Raw genomic sequence first — 14,301 nt, 5'->3', positions numbered from 1 at the left:
GTTCGGAGGTGACATGGGCCGGGTGTGGATCGACAAGCAGACCCCCGAGGTGTTCCGGGCGATGACCGACGTCGTCGCGGTCGTGCGCGAGCGCGCCGCCGCGGCCGGGGTGGACCGGGACCTGCTGGAGCTGGTGAACCTGCGGGTCTCGCAGATCAACGGCTGCGAGACCTGCCTGGACACGCACTGGCGGTCGGGGCTGGCGGCCGGACTGACCCCGCAGCGGATGGCGCTGCTCCCGGCCTGGCGCGACAGCGCCCTCTACGACGACCGCGAGCGCGCCGCACTCGGTCTCGCCGAGGCCGTCACCCGGACCGCCGGGACCCACCTCGACGACGACGCCTACGCCGCCGTCCGCGGTGCCCTCACCGACGACGAGGTGTCGGTGCTGGTCTGGGCGGCGATCACCATCAACGCGTTCAACCGGGTCTCGATCCTGTCGGCGCACCCCGTCCCCGAGCGCGACGCCGACGGCCGCGTGGTGCGGCGCCGGGCGTCCTGAGAGGCTGACCACATGCCCGGCGACACCGACGACACCGTGGTCACCCACGACACCGGCCACCACCGCTACGAGATCCTGATCGACGGCACCGTGGTCGGCCGGGCCGAGTACGTCGACGACCACGAGCAGCGGATCTTCCACCACACCGAGGTCGACCCGGAGCTGTCCGGGCGCGGGCTCGCGAGCACCCTGGTCCGCTTCGCGCTGGACGACACCCGCGCCGCCGGGAAGCGGATCGTGCCGGTCTGCCCGTACGTGCGGCGCTGGGTGTCGACCCACCAGGGCTACGCCGACATCCTCGACCCGGTGACGCCCGACGCCGTCGCCACCGTCCGGCGGAGGGCGCGGTGAGCAACGTCGAGACCGTGCCGGAGGAGGTCGTCTGCGGGGGCGACACCGCCGCCGCGGAGCTGGTGACCCCGCGCGACGTGCCGTTGGGTGGGCCGCGCGCGATGACGGTGCGCCGCACGCTGCCGCGCCGCACCCGGTCGCTGATCGGGGCCTGGTGCTTCCTCGACCACTACGGCCCGGACCGGGTCGCCGACACCGGCGGGATGGCCGTGCCGGGGCATCCGCACACCGGGCTGGCGACGGTGTCGTGGCTGTTCACCGGGGAGGTCGAGCACCGCGACACCACCGGCGCGCACGCGGTCGTGCGCCCGGGCGAGCTGAACCTGATGACCGCGGGGTCCGGCATCGCACACTCGGAGTTCTCCACGCCCGGTACCGAGGTGCTGCACGGGGTGCAGCTGTGGCTGGCGCTGCCCGCCGCGCACCGGGACACCGCGCCCCGCTTCGAGCACTACGCACCGCCCCGGGTGCGGGCCGGGGACGCCGCGCTGCGGGTGTTCCTCGGGTCGCTGGCCGGGTCGTCGTCGCCGGTGGAGACGTTCACCCCGCTGCTGGGCGCCGAGGTCGTGCTGCCCGCCGGCGCGGCGGTGACGCTCGACGTCGACGCCGGGTTCGAGCACGGCGTGCTGGTCGACACCGGCGCGGCGCGGGTGTGCGGGACGGCGGCCGCGTCCGCCGAGCTCGTGTACCTCCCGCCGGGCCGTACGACCCTGGACCTGCACGCCGGCGACGACGGCGCCCGCCTGGTGCTGCTCGGCGGGGAGCCGTTGGGCGAGCAGATCGTGATGTGGTGGAACTTCGTCGGTTCCACCCACGACGAGATCGCGGCCTTCCGGGAGCAGTGGCAGGACGAGCGTGCCGCCGGAGGGTGGGACGGTGGGCGCTTCGGGGTGTTCCCGGACGCCTGGGAGTCGACGTTGCCGGCGCCGGAGCTGCCGAACGCGCGGTTGACGCCTCGGGGGTAGCCCTGGATCAGCCCAGGTCGGCGCGCACCACCGGCACGACCCGGCGCAGCTGCTCGAGGAGCAGGTCGGCGGCCCGGCCGTCGCGGGTGACGACGAGGTCGACCCGGCCGATCTCGCCGGACATGTCGACCCGCAGCGAGCGGACCTTCCAGCGGCGCGACCGCAGCGTGGTGAGGACCTTGTACAGGCCGTCGTCGGCGTCGGTCAGCAGCAGCGAGACGACGTGACCGTGCTCGGCGGGATCGCTTCCGGTACGGGTGCGCTCGGTGGTGGGGGCGTTCATCGGATCTCCGGTGTTCGAGGGCGAACGTCAGGATCCGGCCAGGTCCGGCGGGCACGACGTGCCACGCGCCGGCTCCCTGGCTTCAGCCGGCGCGCCGTGTAATGGTCCGACCGCGCACGGGACGAGGGTAACAGCCGTCACCACCCCCGGGCCGAGCCGCGGCGATCGCGACGCGGATGCTGACCCCGTGCGGTACGTGGCGATCGGGGACAGCTTCACCGAGGGCGTGGGCGACGAGGACGCCGCCGGCATCCCGCGCGGCTGGGCCGACCGGGTCGCCGCCGGGCTGGCCGGCGCCTCCGGCGAACCGGTGCACTACGCGAACCTGGCCGTACGGGGCCGGCTGCTGGCCGACGTCGTCGGGCCGCAGCTCGACGCCGCGCTGGCGCTGGACCCCGCACCGACGCTGATCACGCTCAACGGCGGCGGGAACGACATGCTGCGCCCCCGCACCGACGTCGCCGGGCTCGCCGCGCTGACCGCCCGCGCCGTCGACCGCTGCGCGGCGGCGGGGGTCCGGCTGGTGCTGCTCAGCGGCGCCGACCCGTCGGACCGGCTCCCGCTGGGACGGGTCGTCCACCGCCGCGGCGCCGAGCTGTCGGCGACGGTGCGCACGCTCGCCGCCGCACACGGGCTCACCTTCGTCGACGTGTTCGGCGACGCCGAGATCCGCAGGCCCGGCTACTGGTCGGACGACCGCCTGCACCTGGGCACGCCCGGGCACCTGCGCGCCGCCGGGCTGGTGCTGGAGGCACTCGGGGTGCGCGGCGCGACGCCCGCGACGACCGTCGCCACGACCTCGCCGACCGGGCCGGCCGCGGGGCTCGCCTACTACCGCGCCCACGTCCTGCCCTGGGTCGGACGACGCCTGCGGGGCCGGTCCTCCGGGGACGGCCGCCCGGCGAAGGCCCCGGCCTGGACGGTCGTCCCGGCGCGCTGAGCCGCGGGGCGGCGCCGGGCGTCACAGGTCGGCCAGCGCGGACAGCGGCGACTCGACGGCGTCGGCGACGAACCGCAGGAACCCGCCCGCGGTGCCGCCGTCGCAGACGCGGTGGTCGAACACCAGCGACAGCTGGGTGATCGACCGCGGGACGACCGCGCCGTCGACGACCCACGGCCGCGGCAGCACCCGCCCGACGCCCAGCATCGCGACCTCGGGATGGTTGATGATCGCGGCGCTGCCGTCGACGCCGAGCACCCCGTAGTTGTTCAGGGTGAACGACCCGCGGGTCAGCTCGGTGGCGGTGACCGAGCCGTCCCGGGCCGCCGCGGTGAGCCGGCGGATCTCGGTGTCGAGGCCGCGCATCCCGAGGCGGTGGGCGTCGGCGACCGAGGGGACGACCAGACCACGGTCGGTCTGCGCGGCGATGCCGAGGTGCACCCCGTCGAGGTGCACGATCTCCCCCGCCTGCGGGTCGACCCGGGCGTTGAGCTCGGGGAACCGAGCGAGACCGGCGACGACGAACCGGGCCAGGATCGCGAGCAGCCCGACCGGGCGGCCGTCGGTGCCGGTGAGCTGCGGGCGCAGGGCGAGCAGGTCGGTGGCGTCGACGTCGACCCAGGTCGTGGCCTCGGGGATCTCGGCGCGGCTGCGGGTCAGGGTCTCGGCGACGGCGCGGCGGACCCCGCGCAGCGGCACGATCGCCCGCACCGCGAGCCCGGTGCGGGGGTCATGCTCCGGCGCGACGGCGGTCGTCGCAGCGGACGGTGCGGCGGCAGGCCGTGCAACGGCGGGCGGCGCGGCAGCGGGCGGTGCAGCGGCAGGCGGTGCAGTGGCGTGCGGCGCGGCAGCGGGCTCGGCGGCGGCCGGCGGCGCGGAGCGGGCGGCAGCGAGCGCCACGTCGTGACGCAGCACCATCCCGCCGGGCCCGGTCCCCTCGACCGTCGCGAGGTCGATGCCGTGGTCGCGGGCCAGCCGCCGCACCACCGGCGACTGCACCGGCCGACGCTCCCCCCGCGCGCGGTCGGCGGCGGACGTCGCCGCCGGGACCGCGGGCGCGGCCGGGCCGGCGGGCGCGGGTGAGTCGGCGGGCACGGGCGAAGGGGCGGGCGCGGGTGGGTCGGCGCGCTTCGCGGCCCGGCGACGCCGGCGGGCCCCCTCGTGCCCGCCGGACGTGCCGTACCCGATCAGGACGTTCCCCGATCCGGTGTCCCCGGCGTCCCCGACCGACACCAGCGGCTCCCCGACCCGCAGCGTCTCGCCCTCCGCACCGTGCCGGGTCAGCACCGTGCCCGCGTACGGCGACGGCACCTCGACCACGGCCTTCGCCGTCTCCACCTCGGCCACGGGCTGGTCGACGCCGACGGTGTCCCCGTCGGCCACCAGCCAGCGGACCAGCTCGGCCTCGGTCAGCCCCTCCCCCAGGTCGGGCAGGGTGAACACCTGCGCACTCACGCCGCGTCCTCCCAGCCGAGCGAGTCGACGGCGTCGAGCACCCGGTCCACCCCGGGCAGGTGGTGCTGCTCCAGCTTCGGCGGCGGGTAGGGCACGTCGAATCCGGTCACCCGGCGCACCGGCGCCTCGAGGTGGTGGAAGCACCGCTCGGAGATCCTGGCGGCGATCTCCGAGGCGACCGAGGCGAACCCCGGGGCCTCCGCGACGACGACCGCCCGCCCGGTCCGGCGGACCTGCGCGCAGACGGTCTCGTCGTCGAACGGCACGATCGACCGCAGGTCGACCACGCCCAGGTCACGGCCCTCGCGGGCGGCCTCCTCGGCGGCGGCGAGCACGACCGGGACCGTCGGGCCGTAGGCGATGAGCGTCGCGTCGACCCCGGGGCGGCGGACGACGGCACGTCCGATCGGCGGCACCGGGACGGTCGTGTCCACCTCCTCCTTCATGAAGTAGTGCTTCTTCGGCTCCAGGAAGACCACCGGATCCGGGTACTCGATCGCCGCGCGGAGCAGGCCGTGGGCGTCGGCGTTCGTGGCCGGGGCGAGCACGGTCAGCCCGGCGGTGTGGGCGTAGTACGCCTCGGAGGAGTCGCAGTGGTGCTCGACGCCGCCGATCCCGCCGGCGTAGGGCACCCGGATGACCATCGGCAGCCGCATCCGGCCCGAGGTGCGGTTGCCGAACTTCGCGACGTGGCTGGCGATCTGCTCGAACGCCGGATAGGCGAACGCGTCGAACTGCATCTCGACGACGGGCCGCAGCCCGTTCATCGCCATCCCCACCGCCGTGCCGACGATGCCGGACTCGGCGAGCGGGGTGTCGAAGCAGCGGTGCTCGCCGAACTCGGCCGTGAGCCCGTCGGTGACCCGGAAGACCCCGCCGAGCGGACCGACGTCCTCCCCGAACACGACGACGGTCGGGTCGGCGGCCATCGCCTCGCGCAGCGCCGTGTTGATCGACTGCGCCATGGTGAGCTTCACGGGACCGGTCTTCACGGCGTGACCTCCAGCTCGGCGCGCAGCTGGGCGCGCTGCTCGCGCAGCTGCGGGGTGGGGTGGGCGTAGACGTGGGCGAACAGGTCCTCGGGGTCCACCGGGGACTCGGCCGCGATGCCGGCGCGCAGGGCGGCGGCCATCCGCTCGGCGTCGTCGGTGAGCGCGCGCTCGGCGTCGTCGTCGAGCAGGCCGTCGGCGCGCAGCCGAGCGCGCAGACGCACCAGCGGGTCGCGGCCTGCCCAGGAGGCGACCTCGCTCTCGTCGCGGTAGCGGCCCGCGTCGTCGGCGTTGGTGTGGGCCTCCATGCGGTAGGTGTCGGCCTCCACCAGCGTCGGGCCGCCACCGGAGCGGGCCAGGGAGACGGCGCCGTCGAGCACGGTGAGCAGCGCGGGGAGGTCGTTGCCGTCGACCCGCACACCGGGCATGCCGTAGCCGACCGCCTTGTCCGCGAGGTCGGCGGCTGCGCTCTGCCGATGCAGCGGCACCGAGATCGCGTACTTGTTGTTCTGCACGAGGAACACCACCGGCGCCCGGAACACCGCGGCGAAGTTCAGCGCCTCGTGGAAGTCGCCCTCGCTGGTCGCGCCATCGCCGCAGAGCGCCAGGACGGCGTCGGGCTCGCCCTTGAGCCGCGCGGCGTGGGCGACGCCGACGGCGTGCAGCAGCTGTGTGGCGAGCGGGGTCGCCTGCGGGGCGACGCGGTGGCCGGCGACGTCGTAGCCGCAGTGCCGGTCCCCCCGCAGCATCGTGAGCACCTCCACCGGGTCGACACCGCGCGCGACGATCGCTGCGGTGTCGCGGTAGGTCGGGAAGAGCCAGTCGTCGTCGCCCAGCACCATCGCCGCGGCCACCTGGCAGGCCTCCTGGCCGCGCGAGGACGGGTACACGGCCAGACGCCCCTGCCGGACCAGCGCGCCGGCCTGCTCGTTGAGCCGCCGGGCGTGCACCAGGCCGCGGTAGCCGTCGAGCAGCCGGTCCGGCGGCGGGAGCTGAGCGCCGGGCACCGTGGTGCCGTCCGGTTCCAGCAGGCGGACGGTCTCGCGCCGGTCGTCCACGATGACTCCCCTCCGTGCGGACACAGTGCCTCGAGAATGGCGCATGATCCGTACGATCGACTCGGAAAGCGGAGATGCCGAGACGATCGGCCCGCAGCGCGGCACCGCTCCGGACGAGTGGTCCGGGTCACCGGTGTCCGGCGGGGCGCGGCGAGACGAACGGAGGGGCCGGTGCTCGACGACATCGACCGGCGGATGGTCGGGGAGCTGCAGCGCGACGGCAGGCTGACCGGGCGCGCGCTGGCCGAGCGCCTGACGATCTCGCGGGCGAACGCCTACGCCCGCCTCGCCCGGCTCGTCGACGATCGCGTGGTCACCGGGTTCACCGCGCTCGTCGACCAGGACAAGGTGGGGCTGCACACCTCGGCGTACGTGACGCTGACAGTGCGCCAGAACAGCTGGCGCGAGCTGCGCGAACAGCTGCGCGCGATCCCCGAGGTCCGGCACATGGCGCTGGTCGGCGGGGACTTCGACGTACTGCTGCTGGTGCGCACCACCGGCAACGACGCGCTGCGCAGCGTCGTGCTCGAACGCCTGCAGGCGCTGCCGGCCGTGGTGTCGACCCGGACGATCCTGATCTTCGAGGACGAGTCCCGCTAGCTGTACTGACCGGAGACGTTGGTCGAACTCGTGTGACGACACGATCTAGCTGATCTTGAAGGGTGAGGACCTCCTGCGGAGGGTGTGGAGCTGTCGAAGGCACCCGCACCCACAACCACAGGAGGTCCTCGTGGTCCACGCTAACGCTCCACTGTCCGAACGCGGCCGACTGCGCCTGGCGCGTCTGATCGTCGAGGGCGACGTGCCGATCGCTGCGGCCGCTGCCCGGTTCCAGGTGGCCTGGCCGACCGCGAAACGCTGGGCCGACCGCTACCGCCTCGACGGCCCGGCCGGCATGGCCGATCGCTCCAGCCGGCCGCACCACTCGCCGCGGGCGACGCCGGCACCGGTGGTGCGCCGGATCGTGCACCTGCGCTGGAAGAAGCGCCTGGGCCCGGTCCAGATCGCCGACCGGGTCGGTGTCGCTGCCTCGACCGTGCACCGGGTGCTGGTGCGGTGTCGGATCAACCGCCTCGCCCATGTCGACCGCGCCACCGGAGAACCGGTGCGTCGCTACGAACACCCCGCCCCCGGGGATCTGCTGCACGTGGATGTGAAGAAGCTGGGCAACATCCCCGACGGCGGCGGCTGGCGCTATGTCGGGCGCGCCCAGGGAGACCGCAACCGGGCCGCGACCCCTGGGAAACTTCGCAACGCCCACCACCAGGCGAAGATGGGCACGGCGTTCGTGCACACCGTGCTCGACGACCACTCCCGCCTGGCCTACGCCGAGATCCACGACGACGAGACCGCCGCCACCGCGATCGCTGTGCTGCGCCGCGCGGTGGCCTGGTTCTCCGCCCGCGGGGTCACCACCCGCCGAGTCCTGTCCGACAACGGCTCGGCCTACCGCTCCCACGCCTGGCGCGACACCTGCCACGCGCTGCGGATCACCCCGAAACGCACCCGTCCCTACCGCCCACAGACCAACGGAAAGATCGAACGGTTCCACCGCACTCTCGCCGACGGCTGGGCCTTCGCCCGGCTCTACACCGGCGAGTCGCAACGCCGAAAGGCGCTACCCGGGTGGCTGCACGAGTACAACCACCACAGGCCCCACACCGCCATCGGTGGTCTCCCACCGATCAGCAGGTTGACCAACCTGTCCGGGCAGTACAGCTAGCCGCGGGCGGGTGTGCCCTCGGCCCAGGCGGTGTCCAGCACCTCGCGCAGCGCCTCGATCGGCTGGGCGCCCGCGACGCCGTAGCGGTCGTCGATCACCAGGAACGGCACCGAGGTGATGCCCAGGCGGCGGGCCAGGTCCTCGTCGGCGCGGACGTCGTCGAGGTGGCGGTCGGAGCCGAGCACCGCGCGGACGCCGTCCTCGTCGAGCCCGGCGCCGACGGCGATCCGGACCAGCGCCTCCGGGTCACCGATCGGCTCGCCGTCGGTGAACGAGGCCCGCAGCAGCCGGCCCTTCAGCTCGTCCTGCACCGTGGCGCCGCCGGTCTCCCAGGCGTGGTGCAGCAGCCGGTGGGCGTCGGCGGTGTTGCCGTGGCGGGCCCGGTCGAAGCGGAACTCCAACCCGTCCGCGGCCGCGGTGGCGGTGACCTGGCCCTCCATCCGGCGGGCCGCCGCGACGCTCACGCCGTACTTGGCCGCCAGGTGCTCGGCCCGGTCACCGGGCTGCTTGCGCGGCGCGGCCGGATCGAGCTCGAAGCTGCGCCACCGCAGCGTCACCGCGTCGCGGTGTGCGAAACCGGACAACGCCGCCTGCAGACGCGCCCGCCCGATCGCGCACCACGGGCAGACGACGTCGGACCAGATCTCGAGCTTCACGACCGGTCGCAACCCGCGCGCGACCCACGGCATTCCCCGCCGAGGAGGTCAGCTCCTCGGCTCCCGGTGGTCCTTGAGCCGCTGCAGCTTCCCGACCGAGCGCTCCAGGGTGTCGGGGTCCACGACGTCGCAGGTCACGGAGATACCGACGGTCTCCTTCACCGCGCGCACGAGCTCCGCGGCGGCCGGGTCGCGACGGTCGGCGGGCGTGTCGCCGCGGGCCTCCACGCGCACGGTCATCGCGTCGAGCCTGCCCTGGGTGGTCAGCTCCAGCTGGAAGTGCGGCGCGAGCCCGGGCGTGCGGAGCACGATCTCCTCGATCTGGGTCGGGAAGACGTTCACCCCGCGCAGGATGATCATGTCGTCGGACCGGCCGGTGATCTTGGCCATCCGCCGCATCTGCGGCCGCGCGGTACCCGGGAGCAATGTCGTGAGGTCGCGGGTGCGGTAGCGGATGATCGGCAGCCCCTCCTTGGTGAGGCTGGTGAACAGCAACTCTCCCTCGGAGCCGTCGGGCAGCGGGGTGCCGTCGAGCGGGTCGACGACCTCGGGCAGGAAGTGGTCCTCCCAGATGTGCAGACCGTCCTTGGTCTCCACGCACTCCTGTGACACGCCGGGTCCCATGACCTCGGACAGCCCGTAGATGTCGACGGCGTGGATGCCGGCCCGCTCCTCGATCTCGGCGCGCATCTGCTCGGTCCAGGGCTCGGCACCGAAGATCCCGACCTGCAGGCTCGTCGACCGGGGGTCGACACCCTGGCGCTCGAACTCGTCGAGCAGGGTGAGCATGTAGCTCGGGGTCAGCATGATGACCTCGGGCTCGAAGTCGCCGATGAGCTGCACCTGGCGCGGGGTCATCCCGCCGGAGACGGGGATGACGGTCGCGCCCAGCTTCTCCGCGCCGTAGTGCGCGCCGAGCCCGCCGGTGAACAGGCCGTACCCGTAGGCGACGTGGACGCGGTGGCCGGGGCGCCCGCCCGCGGCCCGGATCGACCGGGCGACGAGCCCGGCCCACCGGTCGAGGTCACCCGCGGTGTAGCCGACGACGGTCGGGCGCCCCGTCGTGCCCGACGACGCGTGGATCCGCGCGATCCGCTCACGCGGCACCGCGAACATGCCGAACGGGTAGGTCTCCCGCAGGTCGGCCTTGGTCGTCGTCGGGAACTTCGCGATGTCGGCGAGCTCGCGGCAGTCGGCGGGGCGCACGCCGTGCTCGTCGAACCTCGCGCGGTAGTGCGGCACGTTGTCGTAGGCGTGCCGCAGCGACCACTGCAGACGCTCCAGCTGCAGCGCACGCAGCTCGTCGACCGACATCCGCTCGGCGGGGTCCAGCAGCTCGGCCGGGGGCGCGTCGCCGAGGCGCCTCGTCGCCGCCGTCATCACGCGTCCTTCTTCGCGACGAGGGTGAGTACGTCGTAGCGGGCGACGGACTCGCCGTCCTGCCGCGTGACGTCGGCGTCCCAGCGGACCTCGCCGTAGCCGGCGGACTCGCGCGGGGTGAGCTGCTTGCAGGTCAGGGTCACGGTCAGCTCGTCGTCGAAGCGGACCGGGGTGAGGAACCGCAGCCCGTCGACGCCGAAGTTCGCGAGCACCGGGCCCGGGTCCGGGTCGACGAACAGGCCGGCGGCCAGCGAGACGACCAGGTAGCCGTGCGCGACGCGCTGCCCGAACAGCGGGTTCGCCGCGGCGGCGGCCTCGTCCATGTGCGCGTAGAACGTGTCGCCGGTGAACTCGGCGAAGTGCTCCACGTCCTCCCGGGTCACCCGGCGCGGACCGGCGACCAGGCAGTCGCCGGGGCGCAGCTCCTCGAGATGCCTGCGGAACGGGTGCACGTCGGTGGTGTGGCGCTGCGCACCGGTGACCCAGCGGCCGGTGATCGCGGCGAGCGAGTCGGGGTCGGCCTGGACCGCGGTGCGCTGCATGTGGTGGAACACCCCGCGCACGCCGCCCATCTCCTCACCGCCGCCGGCGCGGCCCGGGCCGCCGTGGACGAGCTGCGGCAGCGGCGACCCGTGCCCGGTGGACTCGCCCGCGTCGCGGGCGTTGAGCACGTGCACGCGGCCGTGGAACGGCGCGACACCGAGCACGACCTCGCGGACGAACCCGGGGTCGGCGGAGACGACGGACCCGGCGAGCGACCCCTGACCGCGGGCGGCGTAGTCGATCAGCTGCGCAGGAGTGTCGTAGGGCAGCACGGTCGACACCGGGCCGAACGCCTCGACCTCGTGCGGCTCGGCGCGGTCCGGGTCACCGACCAGCAGCAGCGGGGAGACGAACGCGCCACGGTCGGCGTCGGCGCCGGTCACCTCGACGTGGTCGGGGTCGCCGAACACGATCCGGCCGGCATCGCGCAGGGCCTTCACGCTGCGGCGCACCTCCTCGCGCTGGTCGAGGCTCGCGAGCGCCCCCATCCGGACGCCCTCGGCGCCGGGGGCGCCGACCACGACCCTCGCGAGCCGCGCGGTGACGGCCTCGACGACGGCGTCGACGTGTGCGCGCGGCACGAACGCGCGCCGGATCGCGGTGCACTTCTGCCCGGCCTTGACCGTCATCTCGGTGGTCAGGGCCTTCACGAAGAGGTCGAACTCCTCGGTGCCGGGCGTCGCGTCCGGGCCGAGCGCGGCCAGGTTCAGCGAGTCGGCCTCGGCGGAGAACCGCACGGAGTTCCGGACGACCCCGGGGTGGCTGCGCAGGGTCTGAGCGGTCGACGCCGAGCCGGTGAAGCTCACCAGGTCCTGTCCGGTGAGGTGGTCGAAGCAGTCCCCCAACGACCCGGCGACGAACTGGACCGCGCCGTCGGGCAGCAGACCCGAGTCCACGATCAGCTCGACCAGCCTCGCGGTCAGGAACGCGGTCGGCGACGCCGGCTTGATCAGCGTGGGGACACCGGCGAGGAACGCCGGGGCGAGCTTCTCCAGCGGCCCCCAGACCGGGAAGTTGAACGCGTTGACCTGCACCGCGACTCCGTGACGCGGGGTCAGCACGTGCTGGCCGAGGAAGCTGCCGCCGCGGCTCAGCGGCTCGACCGCGCCCTCGACGAACACGGTGTCGTTGGGCAGCTCACGCTTGGCCTTCGAGGCGTAGGCGAGCAGAACCCCGATGCCGCCGTCGATGTCGAACGTCGAGTCGTCGAGGGTCGCCCCCGTGCGCGCGGAGACGGCGTAGAGCTCCTCACGGTGCTCGCGCAGGTGCCCGCCGAGTGCCTTCAGCAGTGCGGCGCGCTGGTGGAAGGTCAGCTCGCGCAGGGCCGGGCCACCGGTGCGGCGACCGTGGGCCAGGGCCGCGCCGAGGTCCAGGCCCTCGGCGGAGACACGGGCGACCTCCTCGCCGGTCACCGCGTTGTACAGCGGGCGGCCCTCGCCGCTCCCGGTCTGCCAGGTACCGGAGAGGTGACTGCGGAGCAGGGTCATCGGCGAGCCTCCGTCGCGCTTCGTCGTCGCGGGTCAGCAATTGAACCGACCGTTCGTTCGGGCGAACCTAGCACCGGTCCACGGAACCGCACCAGGGTCCGTCCGGACGCCGGCAGGAAGGGGAGACCGATCGTTCGGTCGGCCGCTAGGCTCACCGGATGTCCTCCCCCGCCACCGGCACCGATCCCGCCGTCCTCGTGACCCGCGACGAGACCGACCCGTCGGTCGCAGTGGTCACGCTGAACCGCCCCGCGAAGTACAACGCGCTCACCGTCGAGCTCAAGGAGGCGCTGCTCGCGGCGGCCGTGGAGGTCGCCGCGGACGAGACGGTGCGTGCCGTCGTGCTGACCGGGGCCGGGAAGGCGTTCTGCGTCGGCCAGGACCTGGGCGAGCACGCCGCGGCGCTCGAGGTCGACCCCGTCGACGCCCTGGGAACCGTCCGCCGGCACTACAACCCGTTGATCCGCGCGCTCAACGAAGCGCCCAAGCCGGTGATCGCCGCGATCAACGGACCGTGCGTGGGCGCCGGGCTCGGCATCGCGCTGGCCGCCGACCTGAGGATCGCTGCGGAGGGCCTGAAGTTCTCCACCGCGTTCACCGGCATCGGACTGTCCACCGACAGCGGCCTCGCGGCGTCGCTCGCGCACGCCGTCGGCGTCTCCCGGGCGACCGAACTGGTGCTGCTGAACGAGCAGTTCACCGCCGAGGACGCCCGCAACTGGGGCCTGGTGCGCGACGTCGTCCCGGCCGATGAGGTCCTCGGCACCGCACTGGAGCTCGCGCGCCGGCTGGCCGCCGGACCCACCCGCGCCTACGCCGAGGTGAAGGGCGCGCTGCGCTTCGGCGCGGTCAACGAGCTCCCCGCCGTCCTGGAGTACGAGGCCGACGCCCAGGTCCGGCTGTCGACCACGCGCGACCACCAGCAGGCCGTGAGCGACTTCCTCGCGAAGAAGAAGCCCGTCTTCGAGGGCCGATGAGCTCGCCGGTCAAGCGGGCCCGGCGGCCCAGCGGCGGCCGCGACGCGCTGCTCGAGACCGCGGTCGGGGAGTTCATCGACCGCGGCTACGACGCGACGTCGATGGAGGACCTCTCGCGGGCCGCCGGGATCACGAAGTCGTCGTTCTACCACCACTTCGCGGGCAAGGAGGCGCTGCTGCGCGCGGCGCTGGAACGCGCCGTCGACGGGCTGTTCGGCGTGCTCGACCTCCCCGAGGCCCGCACCGGCTCCCCCGCCGACCGGCTGCGGGTGATCGTCGCCGCGCAGGTCGGGGTGCTGATGGCCGAGCTGCCGTACGTCACCCTGCTGCTCCGGGTGCGCGGCAACACCGAGACCGAGCGCTGGGCACTGGAACGCCGCCGTGCGTTCGACGCGGCCGTGCGCGCCCTGGTCCGCGACGCCGTCGACGCCGGCGAGGTCCGCTCCGACGTCGACCCCGCCCTGGCCGCACGGCTGCTGTCCGGCACGATCAACTCGATCGTCGAGTGGTACCGCCCCGGCCGCCCCGGGACCGCCACCCTGCCCGAGGACGTCGTCCGCGCCGCCTTCTCCGGCATCGTCCCGGCCCCGTGACCGACGTCCGGGTCCGCGTCCGCCCCGAGGTCGACGACGTCGCGCTCTCCGCGCTGCACGCCGCCGGGTTCGGCGAGACCCCACGCCTGCGACGCTGGTCCACCCAGCTCGCCGCACACAGCCTGAGCTGGCTCGACGCCCGCGACGGCGAGGCGCTCGCCGGGTTCGTCAACCTCGCCTGGGACGGCGACCGGCACGCGTTCCTGCTCGACCTCGTCGTCGCCGACGGGTACCGCCGCCGCGGGATCGGCCGGGCGCTGGTCGCCGGGGCCGTGGAGCAGGCCACCGCGGCGGGCTGCACCTGGCTGCACGTGGACTTCGCCCCCCACCTGATCCCCTTCTACCGCTCCTGCGCCCTCCCACCCACCGACGCCGGCCTGCTCCGCCTGCACCGCTGAG

16 protein-coding genes are annotated in these 14,301 nt (G+C 74.2%); 9 read left to right on the top strand and 7 right to left on the bottom strand.

All coding sequences use genetic code 11. The annotated features are described in order from the left end of the window. The first annotated feature begins 13 nt into the window (after positions 1-13). From DMP15_RS10135 to DMP15_RS10125, 3 genes are read left to right on the top strand one after another with little or no spacing between them, the layout of a single operon-like run. Positions 14-502 carry a carboxymuconolactone decarboxylase family protein gene (locus DMP15_RS10135; protein ID WP_073577408.1) on the top strand — a complete coding sequence of 163 codons (489 nt, stop codon included), beginning with the start codon at positions 14-16 and terminating at the stop codon, positions 500-502. Between the two features lie 12 nt (positions 503-514). Next, complete coding sequence (locus DMP15_RS10130; RefSeq protein WP_073577407.1) at positions 515-853, top strand: GNAT family N-acetyltransferase; 339 nt, start codon at positions 515-517, stop codon at positions 851-853. After that, positions 850-1,818: a pirin family protein gene (locus tag DMP15_RS10125; RefSeq protein WP_073577406.1), complete on the top strand. Its 969-nt coding sequence runs from the start codon at positions 850-852 to the stop codon at positions 1,816-1,818. Before DMP15_RS10130 ends, DMP15_RS10125 begins: the two co-directional genes overlap by 4 nt. Before the next feature lie 7 nt (positions 1,819-1,825). Here the strand turns inward: DMP15_RS10125 and DMP15_RS10120 are convergent, their stop codons facing one another. After that, entirely contained in the window at positions 1,826-2,101 is a 276-nt protein-coding gene (locus DMP15_RS10120; RefSeq protein WP_073577405.1) for an ACT domain-containing protein, read from the bottom strand. 187 nt (positions 2,102-2,288) lie between these two features. Between DMP15_RS10120 and DMP15_RS10115 the strand changes: the two genes are divergently transcribed. Further along, on the top strand, positions 2,289-3,041 hold the full coding sequence (locus tag DMP15_RS10115) for an SGNH/GDSL hydrolase family protein (protein ID WP_073577404.1): 753 nt from the start codon (positions 2,289-2,291) through the stop codon (positions 3,039-3,041). Between the two features lie 21 nt (positions 3,042-3,062). Here the strand turns inward: DMP15_RS10115 and DMP15_RS10110 are convergent, their stop codons facing one another. Genes DMP15_RS10110 through pdhA form a run of 3 tightly spaced genes read right to left on the bottom strand, consistent with a single transcriptional unit; the run spans position 3,063 to position 6,543 of the window. Further along, a complete protein-coding gene (locus DMP15_RS10110) occupies positions 3,063-4,496 on the bottom strand; it encodes a dihydrolipoamide acetyltransferase family protein (protein ID WP_073577403.1) in 1,434 nt (477 codons plus the stop codon). Further along, entirely contained in the window at positions 4,493-5,461 is a 969-nt protein-coding gene (locus DMP15_RS10105; RefSeq protein WP_083658972.1) for an alpha-ketoacid dehydrogenase subunit beta, read from the bottom strand. Before DMP15_RS10105 ends, DMP15_RS10110 begins: the two co-directional genes overlap by 4 nt. Positions 5,462-5,484: 23 nt before the next feature. Continuing rightward, complete coding sequence (gene pdhA / locus DMP15_RS10100; protein ID WP_374210243.1) at positions 5,485-6,543, bottom strand: pyruvate dehydrogenase (acetyl-transferring) E1 component subunit alpha; 1,059 nt, start codon at positions 6,541-6,543, stop codon at positions 5,485-5,487. 195 nt (positions 6,544-6,738) lie between these two features. Between pdhA and DMP15_RS10095 the strand changes: the two genes are divergently transcribed. Together DMP15_RS10095 and DMP15_RS10090 are read left to right on the top strand one after the other, a co-directional pair. Further along, on the top strand, positions 6,739-7,143 hold the full coding sequence (locus tag DMP15_RS10095) for an Lrp/AsnC family transcriptional regulator (protein ID WP_237454181.1): 405 nt from the start codon (positions 6,739-6,741) through the stop codon (positions 7,141-7,143). 130 nt (positions 7,144-7,273) lie between these two features. After that, the gene (locus DMP15_RS10090) at positions 7,274-8,266 is read left to right on the top strand and encodes an IS481 family transposase (RefSeq protein ID WP_337825752.1); all 993 of its coding nucleotides are present in this window, start codon (positions 7,274-7,276) and stop codon (positions 8,264-8,266) included. On the opposite strand, the gene DMP15_RS10085 is transcribed toward DMP15_RS10090, so the two are convergent. From DMP15_RS10085 to paaZ, 3 genes are read right to left on the bottom strand one after another with little or no spacing between them, the layout of a single operon-like run. Then, positions 8,263-8,922 (bottom strand): DsbA family protein, encoded by a 660-nt coding sequence (locus tag DMP15_RS10085; protein WP_202417673.1) that lies wholly within the window; start codon positions 8,920-8,922, stop codon positions 8,263-8,265. The genes DMP15_RS10090 and DMP15_RS10085 overlap by 4 nt on opposite strands. 48 nt (positions 8,923-8,970) lie before the next feature. After that, the gene (gene paaK / locus DMP15_RS10080) at positions 8,971-10,302 is read right to left on the bottom strand and encodes a phenylacetate--CoA ligase PaaK (protein ID WP_100878394.1); all 1,332 of its coding nucleotides are present in this window, start codon (positions 10,300-10,302) and stop codon (positions 8,971-8,973) included. Further along, on the bottom strand, positions 10,302-12,332 hold the full coding sequence (gene paaZ, locus DMP15_RS10075; RefSeq protein WP_073577397.1) for a phenylacetic acid degradation bifunctional protein PaaZ: 2,031 nt from the start codon (positions 12,330-12,332) through the stop codon (positions 10,302-10,304). Before paaZ ends, paaK begins: the two co-directional genes overlap by 1 nt. 158 nt (positions 12,333-12,490) lie before the next feature. Here paaZ and DMP15_RS10070 point away from each other — a divergent pair, with 158 nt between their 5' ends. From DMP15_RS10070 to DMP15_RS10060, 3 genes are read left to right on the top strand one after another with little or no spacing between them, the layout of a single operon-like run. After that, positions 12,491-13,309 (top strand): enoyl-CoA hydratase/isomerase family protein, encoded by an 819-nt coding sequence (locus DMP15_RS10070; protein WP_073577396.1) that lies wholly within the window; start codon positions 12,491-12,493, stop codon positions 13,307-13,309. After that, positions 13,306-13,902 carry a TetR/AcrR family transcriptional regulator gene (locus DMP15_RS10065; protein ID WP_073577395.1) on the top strand — a complete coding sequence of 199 codons (597 nt, stop codon included), beginning with the start codon at positions 13,306-13,308 and terminating at the stop codon, positions 13,900-13,902. The genes DMP15_RS10070 and DMP15_RS10065 overlap by 4 nt, the downstream gene beginning before the upstream one ends. Next, on the top strand, positions 13,899-14,300 hold the full coding sequence (locus DMP15_RS10060; RefSeq protein WP_337825751.1) for a GNAT family N-acetyltransferase: 402 nt from the start codon (positions 13,899-13,901) through the stop codon (positions 14,298-14,300). Before DMP15_RS10065 ends, DMP15_RS10060 begins: the two co-directional genes overlap by 4 nt. The last annotated feature ends 1 nt before the right edge of the window (position 14,301 follow it).

The sequence above is a fragment of the Pseudonocardia sp. UM4_GMWB1 genome, assembly GCF_017312155.1.
GTDB lineage: Bacteria > Actinomycetota > Actinomycetes > Mycobacteriales > Pseudonocardiaceae > Pseudonocardia > Pseudonocardia alni.
Note: the sequence above shows the minus strand (reverse complement) of the source record. Positions and strands in the feature narration are given on the sequence as shown.